We start from the raw sequence: 16,943 nt of genomic DNA on the forward strand, positions 1-16,943 counted from the left end.
AAATAGCGGAATATGCTGCTAAGCGAGAAGCGGGAGTACGTACCCATAGACACAAATAAAGTGGCATACGCTGCCTGCTACGACGAACAGATGCCATACCGTATGGTGATATCGTACCGTTCTCCAGAAGTAAAAGATGCTCCCGATACTGTACAGCAATACTCCCAGTAGAAGCCAGAACATCCCTTTATGGGGCAGCACCAGCTGCAGCGGCCGGATTATTAGGACGACCAGCCAGGCCATCGCCAAATATTGACCGATGGAGAAGGTCATGAACCGTCCTGGAAAAGCAAGCTTCATGGACACTCCGACCATAGCCAGCAGCCATACGATGCCAAGCATTGCTAGCCCTAATGTCTGGTTGCGCAGAAGAAGCAGGAAAGGTGTATACGTCCCTGCGATAAGGATATAAATGGCGGCATGGTCCAGCATCTCGTAGCGGATCATGGACTTCTCGTCCGAGCTGCTGTGCAGCAGCGTCGAGCAGACGTACAGTACGACGAGGGAGCCGCCGAAAGCTATGCTTCCGCATGCGTGCAGCAGGCTTCCGGTCTTCACGGACTGCATGATCAATAGGATGAGCCCGGCGGCGCTGAGAATGGCTCCAAGTCCATGGCTCAAGGCGTTGGCTCGTTCTTCGTTCCATGTGGATGCTGCGTTCATGGTAGTTTCACTCCTGTTGGTCCATTTATCCAGGCTCTTCTACCATTGTGTCCAAGGAGCGGATTTTTTACCACAATAGAACTTTTAGATTCCGATGTCATCGGAATGAAATTTCTATTTGGCGATAAAAACTACCGCTGAACGCGGTCGCTCATCTTCGCTAGATACGTAGAATATTCAAACAATACTTGACACCGGAGAATAAGTGATTTAACATTAAATCTAATATTTATAAATACATTGAGAAGGAATAGTACGGTTTTTTAAGCGAACAGAGAGCTGTTGGACGGTGTGAAACAGCCGCGGAGAAAATCGGAACTCACCTTGGAGTTGCTCGCTGAACCAGTAAAGTAGGTGGAGCCGGAGCCTGACCGTTATCATCAGGAGGATACGAGGTTACTCGGTTTGATAACCCGTGTCCGTAGAGTGCATGCCTATAGGGCGTGAATTCGGAGTGGTACCGCGTAAGATATCAAAGTCTTTCGTCTCTGTTTATGGAGATGAAGGGCTTTTTTTAGTTCCGTCCGATTTTCGGCAAAGCAGCGCAGAAATTGATGAGAGGAAAGATGACCATGAAAAATGTTGAAAAGTACGCAAGAGGATATTTTACGCCGCCGGAAACAAGCTTGAAGTGGACACGGAAGGAATATATTACGGAGGCGCCTATTTGGTGCAGCGTCGACCTTCGCGACGGAAATCAGGCATTAATCGTTCCAATGAATTTGGAGGAAAAGCTGGAATATTTCAAATTGCTTGTGGATATCGGGTTCAAGGAGATTGAAGTCGGATTTCCAGCGGCGTCGGAGACGGAATTTACCTTTTTACGCACATTGATTGAGCAGGAATTGATTCCTGATGATGTAACAATTCAAGTGCTTACCCAATCGAGAGAGCATATTATCCGTAAAACCTTTGAATCGCTGAAAGGCGCGAAAAAAGCCGTAGTCCATTTGTACAACTCGACTTCCGTAGCGCAGCGGGAACAGGTATTCCGCAAATCCAAGGAAGAAATTATTGAAATCGCTGTGAGCGGCGCGAAGTTGTTAAAGCAGTGTGCGGAGGAAACAGAGGGTAATTTTCAGTTCCAGTATTCGCCGGAAAGCTTCACAGGTACGGAGATTGATTTTGCGCTAGACATCTGTAACAGCGTACTCGATGTATGGCAACCGACGGCGGAAAACCCAGTCATCATTAATCTTCCTGCGACGGTATCCATGTCGATGCCTCACGTCTACGCCAGCCAGATCGAGTTTATGAGCGAGCACATGAATTTCCGTGAACATGTTATATTGTCACTCCATCCGCATAACGACAGGGGAACAGGCGTGGCGGATGCGGAGCTGGGGGTACTGGCCGGAGCTCAACGCGTCGAAGGCACCTTGTTCGGAAATGGTGAAAGAACGGGGAACGTGGACATTGTCACGTTGGCTCTTAATATGTATTCGCACGGAGTAGACCCGCAGCTGAATTTTAATAACATCCCTGCAATCATCTCCGTTTATGAGCGACTGACCAAAATGAGAGTAAGCGAAAGACATCCTTACGGCGGCGAGCTGGTATTCACCGCATTTTCCGGTTCGCATCAGGATGCGATTGCTAAAGGAATGAAATGGCGCGACGAGCAGAAGCCTAGAAATTGGTCGGTCCCTTATCTGCTGATTGACCCGAAGGATATCGGCAGAGAGTATGAAGGCGATATTATCCGCATTAACAGCCAGTCCGGCAAAGGCGGGATTGGGTACATTCTACAGCAAAAGTACGGTCTTGATCTCCCGGCGAAAATGCGTGAAAGCTTCGGATACTGCGTTAAGAACGTATCGGATCAGCAGCAAAAGGAACTGATGCCGGAAGAAATTTACGATATTTTCTTGAAAGAATATGTGAATTTAAATACTCCAATCGAGTTTGTCAAGTATCGCTTTACGGACAATGAAGATTTTCAAACCATCGTCACTATACGTTCCGGCAATGAAGTCAAGGAGCTTGCGGGCACCGGAAACGGGAGACTGGATGCAATCAGCAATGCACTCCAAACCCATCTTGGAATAGATTATTCCGATTTGTTCTATAAGGAGCATGCTCTGGAAACAGGCTCTAAATCACAAGCTGTTTCTTATATCGGTATCACGGCTCCGAACGGCATCGTATATTGGGGTTGCGGCATTGATGTGGATATCATGACCTCATCTGTAAAAGCTCTGTTTAGTGCTGTAAATCAGATGAGCAATAATACCGCAAACGTAACAAAGTAGAGTCGCAACATGTAAGGCATGAACATGAATCAAGTCTTGTTATTGGACAGAACTGCAAAAAGAGGAGCAGCTTGAGTACTCAAGCTGCTCCTTTTTGTTACCACAATAGAATTTATAAGATTTCGAGATCATCGGATGAAAAATTCTATTTGGCGATAAAACCTACCTCTGAACGCGGTCGCTCATCTTTGAAAGGCCTCGGTAGAGGGTTTCTCATTTATAAGGGTGAGGTCTACTTCCCGCATTCAAGGATTAACAGTCTGGCTGCTGCCATCTTTTTTGGCTGCTTCCGAACAGTCAATCATCCACTCGGACAATACACGGAGCCGGCACTTCATTGCCGCGCTTCTGGGGAAACAGCCACAGCTGCGGCGTATCCGATACTCCCGTGATGGATATCTGGAATGGACGATCCGGAAAATGACGGCTTCGCAGCAGGACATTGCTTCCGTCGGTTTCGGCCGATTCCGGATGAGTGCTTGGAACGGGCTTGCTGTCGCATAGAATTTTATAATTCGTGACATCGCTGCCGGAAGCCGTATCGATCCTCTTCTGAAACTGAATCAGCACGGCTTCCCGGCTTTTCCTTACCGCGTTCATGGGACGCGGTTTTTCGTCGTACATATACTTGCCAAGGTGATATTCATAGGCCGTCCAGGTGGCATATCTTAGCTTATCCGATGTATTTGCGAATTGCTCCAGCCAGCCTCTCGATCGGCGCATGGGCTTCAGCGACCCGATGTCGGTTTGCAGGCCTAGCGGCAGGGCAGGATGAAGCGCGCGGATTTTGGCGGCAAAAGGCTCATAGCGGCTTGCGTAGTCGGCAGGAAGCTTCCAGCGCATCCAATCCGGCCAATGCGTCTGGATGAAATGAACGTCCGGGCGGACGAACGAAATCATCGACGGTGCATCGATACCTTGGTATTCGCGCACCTTATCAACCGAATCGGGGCCGGCGTCCACTCCGAGCGACCACGTGGCAATGCGGATATCGGGCCTTGCTTCTCTTACGCCGCCTTTTCCGTTGATGAGCTCATAAAGAAACCGGTTGACGGCGGTGACCCTGAACTCGATCCACTGACGGTACAAAATCGGATTTTTCTTATAATACAGAGGCGAGGAGGAATGCTTGAAATCCGGGATATCCGACCCGCACTGCTGCTTGAAGGCCGCTCGGGCATAAGGTCCCACATCGCCGTACACGCCGCTAGACAGCCCGTTCCACTCCGGAAAATAGGGCTCGGCAACCTCCAGCCCGTCGAACGGATAATTTCGTACCAGCTCGGCCAGCGCGTGTTTTTTCCATTCGACATAGCGATAGCTGAACGGACTAAGACGATAGTAGCCGTCGTTAACCGGTTTGAGCAGCGTCATTTGCCAGTCCGGCCAATCGCCCGGCAAATGCTCGGTCGTATACGTTCCGTTGCCCAGTACCGTAGCCCACACGCCAAACCCAGTGGAACGAAGCGTGTCCAGCAGCCGGCCGTTCACCTTCGTTTCATTCGTAACGAAAAAATGGATGACTCTATAGCCCGCCAGCCAGAGCTCATCGGCAATGCTTTGGTCGGACCGGTTTAAATAATAGGGAAATGACGGGTCGATCTGAATGGAGGGGCCAAGCCATTGTCTATTCATCTTTGCACCGCCTTTCGGGAAAAAATCGTGCGGGTTAGGTGTATCTTTCCATCATACCGCTCCTGTGCAGCAATATAAAGCTTGCGATAGTGAATGATGATTTTGTTCGGCATACAAAACATATATGACGATTGACTTTTAATAGATGATGATTGATAATAACTAATATATTATAGACGTATTTATAAAACGTTAGTTATTTAGACAGCGAAAGGGGAAGGTGTCGTGAATCGCAGAAAAGAATTGGTACAGCAATATTTGGAGAAGAAGACGGTAGCGGGAGTGTATCAGATCAAAAACACCCGCAACGAGAAAATACTTATCGACAGCACCAAGAACATCAACACGATCAACGGCAAAAAGTTTATGCTGAATTTCGGCTCGCACCCGAACAAGCGGCTGCAGGAGGAATGGAAGCAGTACGGAGAGGAAAGCTTTACTTTTGAATTGCTGGAGCCGTTGAAGATGGAGGACAGCCCTTATTTCAACGCGAAGGAGGCGCTGGCCAAGCTGGAGGAGAAGTGGATACATGAGCTTCAGCCCTTCGGGGACCGCGGCTATCACAATAATGCATAGTCGCGGCTTATACACCGTGTATTTGCGGGCAATTGATCGGCAGCATCGCAGATCAATTGCTTTTTTTGTTGTCTGCTCGACAGGTTTAATAGTAATTATTACTTATAATTTGACATTAGGAGCGGCTAGGACTACAATTTTCTACATAGGTGTTGAATTGTCAGATGTTAGAGGAGAGAGAAGTCCATGGCCAAAGCGGTACCCGTACACATTTTATCCGGATTTTTGGGCAGCGGGAAAACGACCTTGCTGTCGCAAGCGATCGATTATTATAAACAAATGGGCAAAAGGCCGGCTGTTCTCATGAACGAGCTGGGAGATGTCAATCTGGACGGTATGCTGGTGGAAGACGACGTACCGATGACGGAAATGCTAAGCGGCTGCATCTGCTGTACGATCCGCGGCGATCTGGGGCTGGAGCTGCGCGATTTGATACGCGACAACGACCCCGACGTCATCTTCGTCGAGTGCACGGGCGCAGCCAATCCGATAGAGATTCTGGAAGGAGTGACCGACGCTTCGTTATTGACGGAGCTGGAGCTGAAATCGGTCATTACCGTGGTAGACGCAGCGCAGCTGCTGAGCCATCTGGAGCATGGCAAAGGCAAGACGTTCCGGCTGATGCAAGATCAGATCCGCTGCGCAACCCAGCTCATTGTGAACAAAATCGACCTGGTCAGCCCGGTACAGCTGCCTAGAATTGAGCATGCGATCCGTGAGCTGAACGCGGTTGCGCCAATGACCGCCACCATCCGATGCCAGGTGGATTTGTCGCTGCTGGAGAAGTTGGAGAGGCAGCAAGGGGCAGTTAGCGCGGCCTCTGCAGGCACAGGCGCATCATGCGGCCATACGCATCACGAGCATGGAGAATGCTGTAATGATCCGTCCCATTCCCATGATCATGAAGCCGGTGAGCATCGTGAACACCGTTCTCACGACCATACGGCCAGCCACCATTCTCACGATCATGTCATGGTGTACACGCATTATTTTGACGGTCCGATAGACAGCGAGCAGTTCGAGGCTCTGGTCGGGCGGCTTCCACAGGAAGTGTATCGTGCGAAAGGGATCTTGCGCTTTACCGATACGGCGAGCCCGTTCTTGTTCCAATACGCGTACCGCGAAATGGATTTTGTCAAGATTGCGCCGAAGGAGCAGGTGCCTAACGTAGCCGTGTTTATCGGCGAGCATTTTTCCAAGGAGCGCCTCGCTTCCGAACTGGCTGCATTAGAGCAAAAAGATTGACTCCATACCTGATTTGGGGCATTATTATCATAAGTATGCGATAAATCGAGGGATAAAAAATGGCAAAACACGAGCATGATCATACTATACAGGAAACGGTGCAGGAAATGGTCCGCGCCATGTCCAACAAGGGCTGGAGAATTACGGATCAACGTAAAAGCCTGGCTACGTTGTTCGCCGAGGCCGACGGCTATTTGTCGCCTAAGGATGTCTATGAATCGATGCGGCAAAAGTATCCCGGCGTCAGCTTTGACACGGTATACCGCAATCTTCGTTTGTTAAGCGAGATGGGGGTGCTGGAGCAGTTTTATTTGAATGAGGGCGTCAAATTCCGTGCCCGCTGCCAATCGCACCATCATCATCATATGATCTGTATCCAATGCGAGAAAACCGTCCCGTTCGAGTTTTGCCCGATGAAGCATGCTCTGAATTTGCCGGACGGATTTCAGGTTGTAAATCATCGCTTCGAAATATTCGGCTATTGCGACGAATGCGCAGCTCAATCGGCGTCGCCGCAATGACGGGAAGGAGCCTTCGGATTCCATGGGGAGTCCGGAGGCTTTTTTGCCTAAACTTTAGGTTTCGCTGCCTGTATCCGGCTTATTCGTTCGACAAAAGTGGAAGCCATTCGACATAAGTCGCTGTTGTCAGTTGGATATTTTTGTAATATACTTTTCACATAAATTAAAGTGCTTTAACTTTACTGCTGGAGATCGTCTGCAGACAAAGAGTATAAGCTCTTTTTTTAAATCAAAAGTTTAAGCGCTTTAACTTTAATATCGATATGGAGGTGGTTGGAATTGAAATTAAGCAAGGCCATGAGAAGGGAAGCCAGGACATTTTATTTCTTCATATCGCCCTGGATTATCGGCTTCCTCGTGATTACACTGTACCCGGTGGCAGCTTCGCTTGCTTACAGCTTTACGGACTATGATATCATTCACGATCCCGAATTTATAGGTTTGGGGAACTACTCGGAGCTGTGGAACGATGAACAGTTCTGGAACTCGATTTATGTTACGTTGAAGTATACGCTCATCAGCGTTCCGTTGACGCTGCTGCTTTCCCTCGCATTTGCTCTTCTGATCAACCAGAGAATTCCGCTGCAAGGCTTTTTCCGTACCGCGTTATATTTTCCGAGCATGATCTCGGGCGTTGCCATGTCTTTGTTATGGTTTTGGGTGTTCAATCCTCAAGCCGGACTCTTCAACTATATTTTGTCTCTGTTCGGCGTCGAGCCGATTCTATGGCTGCTGGATGCCAGCTATGCCATATGGGCTCTAATCATCATGTCGTTCTGGGGCATGGGATCAGGGATGCTGATCTTCTTGGCAGGACTGCAGGGCGTGCCCGTAAGCTTGCTGGAAGCGGCGAAGCTCGACGGCGCCAATCGCTGGACCTCGTTTTGGCGGGTTACGCTGCCGATGATTTCACCGGTATTTTTATTCCAGCTCATTATCGGAGTGATTGAGTCGTTCCAGGTATTTACGCAAGCCTACACCATCACACAGGGAGGTCCAAGCTACTCGACCTGGTTTTATGTATACAACATTTACGTCAGCGCTTTCAAAAATTTCCGATACGGCTACGCCTCCGCCATGGCATGGCTGCTGCTGGTCGGTGTTATGCTCGTCACGTTCCTAATATTTAATACGTCACAGAGATACGTTTACTACGAAGGGGGCCGGGAACGATGAACGAATCGTCTGTTGCACGTACGAGACATACTGCGGGCCGCACCGGCACATTCCGCTCGGATCCTGTACGGATTATCTGCTTTGTCGTACTGCTGGGATTAACGGCGGCCATGCTCTCTCCCGTTTGGTTCATGATATCGACCTCACTCAAAAGCCCGAAGGAAATGCTGATGTTTCCTCCTACATGGATTCCGCAAACGTTCGCATTCGACAACTTCGCGGAGCTGTTTAGGAACAGCGACCTCAAATTCGGCCGTCAGTACGCGAACAGCCTTATCGTCGCTCTGCTTGCCGTTATCGGCACGGTGCTCAGCTCCAGCTTCGTCGCATTTGGATTTGCACGGTATAGCGCGAAGATGAAAGGGTTCTTCTTCATGCTGCTGATGAGCACCTTGATGCTGCCTTATCCGGCGGTCATGATCCCGCAATTTATTTTGTTTTATAAAATCGGGCTGCACGATTCGCTGCTGCCGCTGATTGTTCCGTCCTTTTTCGGCTCGGCTTACATGGTGTTTTTACTGAGGCAGTTTTTCCTCTCCCTGCCTAACGAATTGTTCGATGCGGGACGAATGGACGGCTGCTCGGAGATCCGTTTGTATTGGAACATTACGCTTCCTTTATCCGGCTCCGTATTGGCTACCGTATCGATTTTTACGTTCATTTGGTCATGGAATGACTTGCTCGCTCCGGTGCTATATTTGGATTCGCAGGAGAACTTCACGCTTCCGATAGGCATGGCCGCCATGCTGTCGTCCAAGTTCCGCATTGCTCCATGGAATTTGTTAATGGCCGCGTCGATCTTGTCGGTGCTGCCGATCATCGCGTTATTTGCCGTTGCGCAGAAACGGTTTGTAGAGGGGATAGTGACTACCGGGATTAAGTAGCTCTAGGGATTGCATGAGAATCCATCTGAATATTAGGGGGAAGCCATTATGAAACGAATGAACAAGCGGTCGAAAGCGGCATTGAGTCTGATGATCGGATTAGCTCTAGTATTAACGGCGTGTTCGGGAGCGAATGACGCCAAGTCGGATAGTACCGTTACGATTACTCACTATACGATAGACTCGCCCGACAGGACGTTTGTCGAGAAGCTCATTCCGGATTTCGAGAAAAAGCATCCGAACATCAAGGTGAAAGTGACGAAAGCGCCTTATGAGCAGTTCGACTCGAAGCTGCAATCGTCTATCGCGGCCAAGAATGCCCCGGACGTCACCTCGCATTGGGGATACGGCGGCTTTATGGAGTATTACAACAAAGGAATTTTGGCCGATTTGACCGAAATCATGAAGAGCGACAATTTCAAAGCCTCCGACTACAGTATTCCGGAGGATGTAATGAATATATACAAGGTAGACGGCAAAACGTACGGCATCCCGTTGAACAGCTATGTTACCGTAATGCTTTATAACAAAGATTTGTTCGACAAAGCAGGACTTGCCTATCCGCCGACAAACTATGAGGACAAAAGCTGGACGTTTGAGAAAATGGTCGACTATGCGGCGAAAATGACCGTCGATTCCAAGGACTTGAGCAAAGCGCAGTACGGCGTCGATTTCGGCTGGGGAGAGCGCGATCAGCGGCCGCAATATTTCAATGGCAATGTATACTCGGAGGATACATGGACGAACGGAGGCAAGCCAACGGCCGTCAACCTGACCAAACCGGAGGTCGTTCAGGCGTACAAGACGATTTACGGGCTAATTTGGGATAAGAAGGTTTCTCCGACTCCCGCATTTTCCAAATCGGTATCCGGCCAATTCGGCGATCCGTTCCTGTCCGGCAAGATCGGGATGTCAGTAGTCGGATCGTGGAGCCTGGCGTCGGCCAAAGATTTCAGCTTCAAGGTCGGTGTAGCGGCTGTGCCTCAAGGGCCGAATAAAAAAGTCCGCAGCGTTCTCTACGTCGATCCGCTGTTCGTGCTGAAGGATTCCAAGCATCCGAAGGAAGCGTATGAATGGATCAAATATTTGATATCGACCGAGGTGCAGGAAAAGTCGATCGAGCTGAGCGGCGGCAACCCTCCGGTCAACCAGAAAGCGGCGGAGAAATACTATTCGAACTTCGAGGGCATCGATCCGAAGCAAATCAAGGAAGTGTACGAAGGGGCGTTCAAATACGGCTTCGAATCGTATAACCATCTGATTTCCGGCTACTCGCAAATTAACGAGCTGTTCATTAACGAATTGGCATCCGTGGAGAACGGGGAGAAGAAAGTCGAAGAGGTGCTGCCCGGCATCCAGGATAAGCTGTCGAAGCTGATTCAGCGTACCAATAAACAATAATGTTGGAACAGGAGCTGTTGCTTCATGAAAGTTAGCATCTACGATGTTGCCAAAAAAAGCGGCTTGTCCGTCGTTACCGTATCGAGAGTCATCAACAATGCAGGTTCGGTGCGCGAGAAAAACCGGGAAAAGGTGCTCGCCGCAATGAAGGAGCTCGATTACCGCCCGAATGCGGCCGCCCGGAGTTTGGCCCGGGGGAAAACAGGCATCATCGGTCTGTCGATTACGACGCTGCAGGATATGTTCCTTGATGCGGTGGTCAAGGAAGTGAACGACCGGCTGGCGGAAAAAGGGTACTTCCTGGCGCTTTCCGTATCCACGGACGGTGCGGATTCCATCTTCAGCGACTTGTTTCAGGAGGACCGGGTGGACGGCGTCATTGTGCTGTCCCCGTTAGAGGAGGACCCGTACGTTACGGAGCTGAAGAAAAAGAAAATCCCGTTCGTCATGCTCGATAACCAACGCAAGCATGCTTCCGTCTCATCCGTCCTTGTCGATAACTTCAAGGGAGGCTATGAAGCGACGAAGCATTTGATCGAGCTCGGGCATCAGCGCATCGCCCATATCAAGGGACCGGAGCCTTTCCTGAGCAGCGTGGAGCGGGAGCGCGGCTTCTTGCAGGCAATGCAGGAAGCCGGACTGACTCCTTTCGCCATCGAGCAAGGGGACTTCAGCATTACGTCGGGCTATCAAATTGCGAGCGGCTGGATTCAGGCGGGAACGCTCCCGACGGCGGTATTTGCGGCCGACGATTACATGGCGTTCGGCGTCATGGATGCCTTCAAGAACGAAGGCATCCGGATCCCCGGCGACGTATCGTTGGTCGGATACGACAATCATCCGTTTACGTCCGAATTTCAGCCGGGCTTGACGACGGTTCGCCAGCCTGCGGAAAAAATGGGAGCGCAGGGAGTGGACCTGCTGCTCAAATGGATTGAAGGCACGGGCAAGCGCAGCGTTACCATACAGCTTGAACCGGAGCTTATTATCCGGGGCTCTACGGGACGAGTATAAAAGATGAACGATTCAGGAGCGGATGGCGATGAAACATTATTTGGGTGTAGATGCCGGCGGCAGCAAGACGTACGCCATGATAACGAACGAACTGGGCGAAATTGTTGGCAAATGGCATAGCGGCAACGGGAATCATCAAATCAATTACGACGAGGCTAGAGCGAATATCGGCGAGTCCGTCCGGCTCGCGCTCCATCAAGCCGGACTCGATCCGGGCGGAATCGAATCCGCATGCTTCGGGCTGGCCGGAGCGGACCGGCCTGTCGATTTCTCAATACTTCGTCCCATGATCGGAGAACTTGGATTTGCAAAATACGATATCGTATGCGATACGATGATCGCGATGCGGGCAGGCACTTCGAGGTCTTACGGCGTCGTGTTGATTTGCGGCAGCGGTACGAACAGCGCGGGGCGGAACCGGCAGGGAGAGGACTACCAATGCGGCGGCTTCGATTATCAATTCGGCGACTTCGGCGGCGGATGGACGCTTGCCGTTGAGGCGTTTCGCTCGGTCATTCGCGCGTGGGACGGCCGGGAACGCCCGACGCTGCTAACCGGGCTGCTGCTTGAGTATTTGGGATATGACTCCGTGCTGAAAATGTTCAACGACTATTTGGATAACGGGAAGTCCGTACCGGTCGATGTGACCAAGCTGATTTTTCAAGCGGCGGGCCAAGGCGACGAGGTTTCGCTCGCTATTTTGCGCAGACAAGGCGAGGAGCTCGGCAAATCGGCTTGTGCCGTTATTGAACGGCTGAACATGCGCGAGGAGACGTTCGATATCGTGCTTGCCGGAAGCGTCGTTACTAAAGGAGAAGGACCGTATATCACCGACTGCATCCGTGCCGCGGTTCGCGGTTTGGCTCCCAACGCATCGCTGCTCAAGCTGCGTACTGAGCCGGTCATAGGCGCGTTGTGGATGGCTATGGAGGCGGAAGGAACGCCTCTCAACCGGTCTGTGTACGAACGGTTGAGTCAAGTGACGGATTATCATGATGTTCACTCACGAACGTAGGAGGTTCGCTCAATGAAAGACGCATTGAAAGTAGCGGTAATCGGCGGAGGCTCGTCCTATACGCCCGAGCTCATGGAGGGGATCATTACCCGCTTTGCGAAAATGCCTGTGAAGGAGCTGTGGCTCGTCGATATCGAGGAAGGACGGCACAAGCTCGACATCGTGGGCAATTTGGCCAAACGGATGGTTCGGAAGTCGGGTTTGCCCATGGAGGTCCATATGACTTTGGACCGTAGGCGGGCCATCGATCAAGCGGATTTCGTGACTACGCAAATGCGGGTAGGGCAGCTGGGGGCTCGCAAATGGGATGAGCACATTCCGAACCGGTATGGCGTCATCGGGCAGGAAACGACGGGTCCCGGGGGGATGATGAAGGCGCTGCGGACGATTCCCGTCCTTCTGGAGCTGTGTCGGGATATCGAGGAGCTGAGCCCTGACGCCTGGCTGCTGAATTTCACGAACCCTGCGGGTATGGTGACCGAGGCCATACACAAATATTCCAACGTAAAAAGCATTGGCTTATGCAATGCTCCCATCGGGCTGCACAAATGGCTGATGAATCTATACAATACGCCTGCAGAACACATTTACACAGAGTTTGTCGGCTTGAACCATCTGCACTGGGTGACGCGCGTGGAAATCGCGGGCGTTGACAAGCTGCCGGAGCTGCTGGCGCGGAGGGAGGAATATTCAGCCGGCAACGTCCCGCCGAGCGAATGGGATCCGGATTTCCTCGTATCGCTGGGAGCGCTTCCGTCGTATTATTTGAAATATTTTTATATGACCGACGCTATGCTGGATGAGCAGCTCGTATCCAAGGTGCACGGGGGGACCCGTGCGGAAATCGTTCAGAAGGTGGAGGCGGAGCTATTCGAGCTGTACCAGAGCCCAGATCTACAGGAAAAGCCGAAGCAGCTGGAAAAGCGCGGCGGTGCGTATTATTCGGAAGCGGCGGTTAATCTCATGGAATCGTTGTATAACGATAAGCGGGACATACAAGCCTTAAACGTCGTTAACGGCACGACACTCGATTTCCTGCCCGAGGATTCGGTTATTGAAGTCAACTGCGTCGTGACAAGAAGCGGCCCGCTGCCGGTTGCGGTAACGAAAGTACCGGAATCGGTCAAAGGCTTGACTGCCGCCGTCAAAACGTATGAGCGGCTGGCGATCGATGCTGCCGTTCAAGGCAGCCGCGAGCTGGCGCTGCAGGCGCTCGTTCATCATCCGCTTGTACCGTCGGTGCGAGTGGCCAAATTGATGCTGGACGATTTGCTGGAAGCGCACAAACGGTATTTACCGGCCTTTTTCTCCCGAGCCTAGTTCCCCAGAGGAACGACTAGACTCCAACCGGATACCAGAATAGTACCGTGTTCAGGAACCGAATGCGGACAGAGGAAGGTCCCATATCGGGATCCCCCTGCCGCATTTCATATTCATTGGTTTCCCAACCAACCCAAAGTCGCGATTAACGCGACTTTTTTATGTGAAAAAATCAATTGACACAAATCACCAGCGATGCTAATATACTGACTATAAATCATAGTAATCGCATCGGAATAAATGTTTAATCGACCGGACCACCGGAGATAGCATTCTGGATTAGGCAATCGTCCTGACCTTGCTCAACAGATTACATATGGTTTCTACCTAATGGTGGTTAGAAGAGGGGAGAAAGAAATATGTTTACATCCAACGTGTTGAATTGGAAAAAGTGGTCCGTCGTCAGTCTTGTCAGTTTATCCTTGCTCGGTCTTACCGCATGCGGAGGAGGTTCCTCATCACCCGCAGCGAATAATGCATCGCCTGCAGGCGCTTCCGACAACAAATCGGCTGCAGCCGCCAAGCCTGTAGAACTATTGAACGTTTCCTACGATCCTACCCGCGAGCTGTACCAGGATTTCAATAAATCGTTTGCAACCTATTGGAAGAACAAAACCGGTCAAACCGTAACCTTTAAACAGTCCCATGGCGGCTCCGGCAAACAAGGCCGGTCGGTCATCGACGGATTGGAAGCGGACGTCGTAACACTGGCGCTCGCTTACGATATCGATGCGATCCAGGAAGCGGGCTTGATTCAGAAGGACTGGCAGAAGAAGCTGGCGAACAACAGCTCGCCGTACACTTCTACGATCGTCTTCCTCGTTAAGAAAGGCAATCCGAAGGGAATCAAGGATTGGGACGATTTGATCAAGCCGGGTGTCCAGGTCATTACACCTAACCCTAAGACGTCCGGTGGAGCCCGTTGGAACTATGTAGCGGCTTGGGGCTATGCGTATCAGAAATACAACAAGGATGAGGCCAAAGCCAAAGAATTCGTTCAGCAGCTGTTCAAGAACGTGCCTGTTCTCGATTCCGGCGCACGCGATTCTACGACAACCTTCGTACAGCGCGGAATCGGCGACGTGCTGATCGCTTGGGAGAATGAAGCCTACTTGTCTATTAACGAGTTCGGTAAAGATAAATACGAGATTGTTACTCCTTCCATCAGTGTATTGGCGGAGCCTCCGGTTGCTATCGTAGATAAAGTAGCGGATAAAAAAGGGACCCGTGAAGTAGCGCAAGCCTATCTGGAATACTTGTATACGGAAGAAGGCCAAACGATTGCCGCCAAAAATTATTACCGTCCGCGGCTTGAAGCGGTAGCGAAGAAGTTCGAATCCCAGTTCAGCAAAGTCAACCTGTTTACCATTGACGACGCGCCGTTCGGAGGATGGACCAAGACGCAGAAGACGCACTTTAACGACGGCGGCGTATTCGATCAAATCTATAAGCCGTAAGTTCAAGTAGCTTGAAAGTCAGAGGAGAGAAATCCATGGCAAAAGGTTGGAAAGCACGCAGTATTTTACCGGGGTTCGGATTGTCGATGGGCTTTACGGTGCTGTATCTCAGCTTGATCGTCCTGTTTCCTTTATCTGCTATTTTTATTAAAACATCGGGATTGTCGTGGGAGCAGTTCTGGCACGTCATTACGGACCCGCGGGTAGTAGCTTCTTATAAAATCAGCTTCGGAACCGCCATCGGGGCGGCGCTGGTGAATACGGTGTTCGGCTTTATTGTAGCGTGGGTGCTGGTACGGTATTCGTTCCCCGGCAAAAGGTTCATCGACGCGTTGGTGGATCTCCCGTTCGCCCTCCCGACGGCGGTGGCGGGGATCGCACTGACGACCATCTACTCGCAGAACGGATGGATTGGCAGTCTTCTTGAGCCGCTTGGCATCAAGGTCGCATTTACTCCGATTGGGATTGCGCTGGCTCTGACCTTCATCGGAATTCCCTTCGTTGTTCGGACACTCCAGCCCGTGATCGAGGAGCTGGAGAAGGAACTGGAGGAAGCGGCGGTCAGCCTCGGCGCAAGAAGATGGAGGACGTTTACGAAGGTTATTTTTCCGGAGCTGCTGCCGGCTCTTCTGACCGGGTTTACCCTTGCCTTTGCGAGAGCGGTCGGGGAGTATGGATCGGTCGTCTTCATCTCCGGCAATATGCCGATGAAGACCGAGATCGCGCCGCTGCTCATTATGACCAAGTTGGAGCAGTACGACTACACAGGAGCAACGGCTATCGCTCTGGTAATGCTGGTCATCTCGTTCCTTATGATGCTTGTCATCAACTTCATTCAGTGGCGGGCCAACCGATTGAACACAAGCGTATAATCAACCCTTAGGAGGACCCACCATGGCCGGTTATGTGGCAACCGTAAAAACAGGTTCGGTATCGACGGACAGACCGCGGCACATTACCGAACCGGCGGTCGTAAAATGGATTTTGATTGCAATTGCATTATTGTTTCTCGGATTTCTGCTCGTGCTTCCTTTAGTATCGGTATTTGTTGAAGCGTTCCGCAAGGGAAGTGAGGTATACACTGCCGCATTATCGGATCCGGACGCGTTGTCGGCGATTAAGCTCACCTTGATGACAGCAGCGATAGCGGTGCCGCTCAACCTGCTGTTCGGTTTGGCTGCGGCATGGGCCATTACGAAGTTCAGATTCAAAGGGAAAAACTTGCTGATCACGCTGATCGATTTGCCGTTCGCCGTCTCTCCTGTCATTGCGGGCCTTATCTACGTGCTGCTGTTTGGAGCCAGAGGCTGGTTCGGACCTTGGCTCGCAGAGCACGATATCAAGATCCTGTTCGCCCTCCCGGGCATCGTACTCGCAACTGTGTTCGTCACGTTTCCATTCGTTGCACGCGAGCTGATTCCTTTAATGCAGTCTCAGGGCGTACAAGAGGAAGAAGCGGCCGTCACGCTGGGCGCCAAGGGCTGGCGCATCTTCTGGAAAGTGACGCTGCCCAATATCAAGTGGGGCCTGTTGTACGGTATCATCCTCTGCAACGCCAGAGCGATGGGCGAGTTTGGAGCGGTATCCGTCGTCTCGGGCCATATCCGGGGATCTACGAATACGATGCCGCTGCATATTCAAATTTTGTACAACGAATACAATTTTGCCGGATCGTTCGCCATGGCTTCCCTGCTAGTGCTGCTCGCTGTCGTTACTTTAGCGGTGAAGTCGATTGTCGAATGGAAGTTTAACGCAGCCAAGCATCAGGGAGGGGAGTAAGAGAG

15 protein-coding genes and 1 other annotated feature are annotated in these 16,943 nt (G+C 51.1%); of the genes, 13 read left to right on the forward strand and 2 right to left on the reverse strand.

Annotated elements, in window-relative coordinates; all coding sequences use genetic code 11:
• Positions 1 to 18: 18 nt before the first annotated feature.
• On the reverse strand, positions 19 to 663 hold the full coding sequence (trhA, locus tag DVH26_RS15975) for a PAQR family membrane homeostasis protein TrhA (RefSeq protein ID WP_239634759.1): 645 nt from the start codon (positions 661 to 663) through the stop codon (positions 19 to 21).
• 231 nt (positions 664 to 894) lie between these two features.
• Positions 895 to 1,156 (forward strand) — a binding site (T-box leader).
• Positions 1,157 to 1,235: 79 nt separating this feature from the next.
• On the opposite strand from trhA, the gene leuA reads away from it, so the two are divergent.
• On the forward strand, positions 1,236 to 2,915 hold the full coding sequence (leuA, locus tag DVH26_RS15980) for a 2-isopropylmalate synthase (protein ID WP_239634761.1): 1,680 nt from the start codon (positions 1,236 to 1,238) through the stop codon (positions 2,913 to 2,915).
• Between the two features lie 297 nt (positions 2,916 to 3,212).
• Here the strand turns inward: leuA and DVH26_RS15985 are convergent, their stop codons facing one another.
• Positions 3,213 to 4,550: a poly-beta-1,6-N-acetyl-D-glucosamine N-deacetylase PgaB gene (locus DVH26_RS15985; RefSeq protein WP_239634762.1), complete on the reverse strand. Its 1,338-nt coding sequence runs from the start codon at positions 4,548 to 4,550 to the stop codon at positions 3,213 to 3,215.
• A 225-nt stretch (positions 4,551 to 4,775) separates the two neighbouring features.
• Here DVH26_RS15985 and DVH26_RS15990 point away from each other — a divergent pair, with 225 nt between their 5' ends.
• The 12 genes from DVH26_RS15990 to cysW all read left to right on the forward strand — a co-directional run bounded on the left by DVH26_RS15990 (position 4,776) and on the right by cysW (position 16,938).
• Complete coding sequence (locus tag DVH26_RS15990) at positions 4,776 to 5,126, forward strand: GIY-YIG nuclease family protein (protein ID WP_239634763.1); 351 nt, start codon at positions 4,776 to 4,778, stop codon at positions 5,124 to 5,126.
• Between the two features lie 186 nt (positions 5,127 to 5,312).
• Positions 5,313 to 6,371 carry a CobW family GTP-binding protein gene (locus tag DVH26_RS15995; protein ID WP_239634764.1) on the forward strand — a complete coding sequence of 353 codons (1,059 nt, stop codon included), beginning with the start codon at positions 5,313 to 5,315 and terminating at the stop codon, positions 6,369 to 6,371.
• Between the two features lie 59 nt (positions 6,372 to 6,430).
• Positions 6,431 to 6,892: a Fur family transcriptional regulator gene (locus tag DVH26_RS16000; RefSeq protein WP_239634765.1), complete on the forward strand. Its 462-nt coding sequence runs from the start codon at positions 6,431 to 6,433 to the stop codon at positions 6,890 to 6,892.
• A gap of 279 nt (positions 6,893 to 7,171) precedes the next feature.
• A complete protein-coding gene (locus DVH26_RS16005) occupies positions 7,172 to 8,068 on the forward strand; it encodes a carbohydrate ABC transporter permease (protein ID WP_239634766.1) in 897 nt (298 codons plus the stop codon).
• Positions 8,065 to 8,952: a carbohydrate ABC transporter permease gene (locus DVH26_RS16010; protein WP_239634767.1), complete on the forward strand. Its 888-nt coding sequence runs from the start codon at positions 8,065 to 8,067 to the stop codon at positions 8,950 to 8,952. The genes DVH26_RS16005 and DVH26_RS16010 overlap by 4 nt, the downstream gene beginning before the upstream one ends.
• Positions 8,953 to 9,000: 48 nt before the next feature.
• On the forward strand, positions 9,001 to 10,353 hold the full coding sequence (locus DVH26_RS16015) for an ABC transporter substrate-binding protein (RefSeq protein WP_239634768.1): 1,353 nt from the start codon (positions 9,001 to 9,003) through the stop codon (positions 10,351 to 10,353).
• Positions 10,354 to 10,377: 24 nt separating this feature from the next.
• Positions 10,378 to 11,367 (forward strand): LacI family DNA-binding transcriptional regulator, encoded by a 990-nt coding sequence (locus DVH26_RS16020; protein WP_239634769.1) that lies wholly within the window; start codon positions 10,378 to 10,380, stop codon positions 11,365 to 11,367.
• A gap of 28 nt (positions 11,368 to 11,395) precedes the next feature.
• Positions 11,396 to 12,382 carry an N-acetylglucosamine kinase gene (locus tag DVH26_RS16025; RefSeq protein ID WP_239634770.1) on the forward strand — a complete coding sequence of 329 codons (987 nt, stop codon included), beginning with the start codon at positions 11,396 to 11,398 and terminating at the stop codon, positions 12,380 to 12,382.
• A gap of 12 nt (positions 12,383 to 12,394) precedes the next feature.
• Positions 12,395 to 13,702: a 6-phospho-beta-glucosidase gene (locus tag DVH26_RS16030; protein WP_239634771.1), complete on the forward strand. Its 1,308-nt coding sequence runs from the start codon at positions 12,395 to 12,397 to the stop codon at positions 13,700 to 13,702.
• A 359-nt stretch (positions 13,703 to 14,061) separates the two neighbouring features.
• Complete coding sequence (locus DVH26_RS16035; RefSeq protein WP_239634772.1) at positions 14,062 to 15,159, forward strand: sulfate ABC transporter substrate-binding protein; 1,098 nt, start codon at positions 14,062 to 14,064, stop codon at positions 15,157 to 15,159.
• Between the two features lie 35 nt (positions 15,160 to 15,194).
• Positions 15,195 to 16,031 (forward strand): sulfate ABC transporter permease subunit CysT, encoded by an 837-nt coding sequence (gene cysT, locus DVH26_RS16040; protein WP_239634773.1) that lies wholly within the window; start codon positions 15,195 to 15,197, stop codon positions 16,029 to 16,031.
• Positions 16,032 to 16,053: 22 nt separating this feature from the next.
• The gene (gene cysW, locus DVH26_RS16045; protein WP_239634774.1) at positions 16,054 to 16,938 is read left to right on the forward strand and encodes a sulfate ABC transporter permease subunit CysW; all 885 of its coding nucleotides are present in this window, start codon (positions 16,054 to 16,056) and stop codon (positions 16,936 to 16,938) included.
• Positions 16,939 to 16,943: the final 5 nt, after the last annotated feature.

It is taken from the genome of Paenibacillus sp. H1-7 (genome assembly GCF_022354825.1).
GTDB lineage: Bacteria > Bacillota > Bacilli > Paenibacillales > NBRC-103111 > Paenibacillus_S.

What these genes read in the sequence shown, in the direction of transcription:
- trhA (WP_239634759.1), bottom strand. Translation starts at nt 663, where the DNA reads ATGAACGCAGCATCCACATGGAACGAAGAACGAGCCAACGCCTTGAGC.
- leuA (WP_239634761.1), top strand. Translation starts at nt 1,236, where the DNA reads ATGAAAAATGTTGAAAAGTACGCAAGAGGATATTTTACGCCGCCGGAA.
- DVH26_RS15985 (WP_239634762.1), bottom strand. Translation starts at nt 4,550, where the DNA reads ATGAATAGACAATGGCTTGGCCCCTCCATTCAGATCGACCCGTCATTT.
- DVH26_RS15995 (WP_239634764.1), top strand. Translation starts at nt 5,313, where the DNA reads ATGGCCAAAGCGGTACCCGTACACATTTTATCCGGATTTTTGGGCAGC.
- DVH26_RS16000 (WP_239634765.1), top strand. Translation starts at nt 6,431, where the DNA reads ATGGCAAAACACGAGCATGATCATACTATACAGGAAACGGTGCAGGAA.
- DVH26_RS16010 (WP_239634767.1), top strand. Translation starts at nt 8,065, where the DNA reads ATGAACGAATCGTCTGTTGCACGTACGAGACATACTGCGGGCCGCACC.
- DVH26_RS16015 (WP_239634768.1), top strand. Translation starts at nt 9,001, where the DNA reads ATGAAACGAATGAACAAGCGGTCGAAAGCGGCATTGAGTCTGATGATC.
- DVH26_RS16020 (WP_239634769.1), top strand. Translation starts at nt 10,378, where the DNA reads ATGAAAGTTAGCATCTACGATGTTGCCAAAAAAAGCGGCTTGTCCGTC.
- DVH26_RS16025 (WP_239634770.1), top strand. Translation starts at nt 11,396, where the DNA reads ATGAAACATTATTTGGGTGTAGATGCCGGCGGCAGCAAGACGTACGCC.
- DVH26_RS16030 (WP_239634771.1), top strand. Translation starts at nt 12,395, where the DNA reads ATGAAAGACGCATTGAAAGTAGCGGTAATCGGCGGAGGCTCGTCCTAT.
- DVH26_RS16035 (WP_239634772.1), top strand. Translation starts at nt 14,062, where the DNA reads ATGTTTACATCCAACGTGTTGAATTGGAAAAAGTGGTCCGTCGTCAGT.
- cysT (WP_239634773.1), top strand. Translation starts at nt 15,195, where the DNA reads ATGGCAAAAGGTTGGAAAGCACGCAGTATTTTACCGGGGTTCGGATTG.
- cysW (WP_239634774.1), top strand. Translation starts at nt 16,054, where the DNA reads ATGGCCGGTTATGTGGCAACCGTAAAAACAGGTTCGGTATCGACGGAC.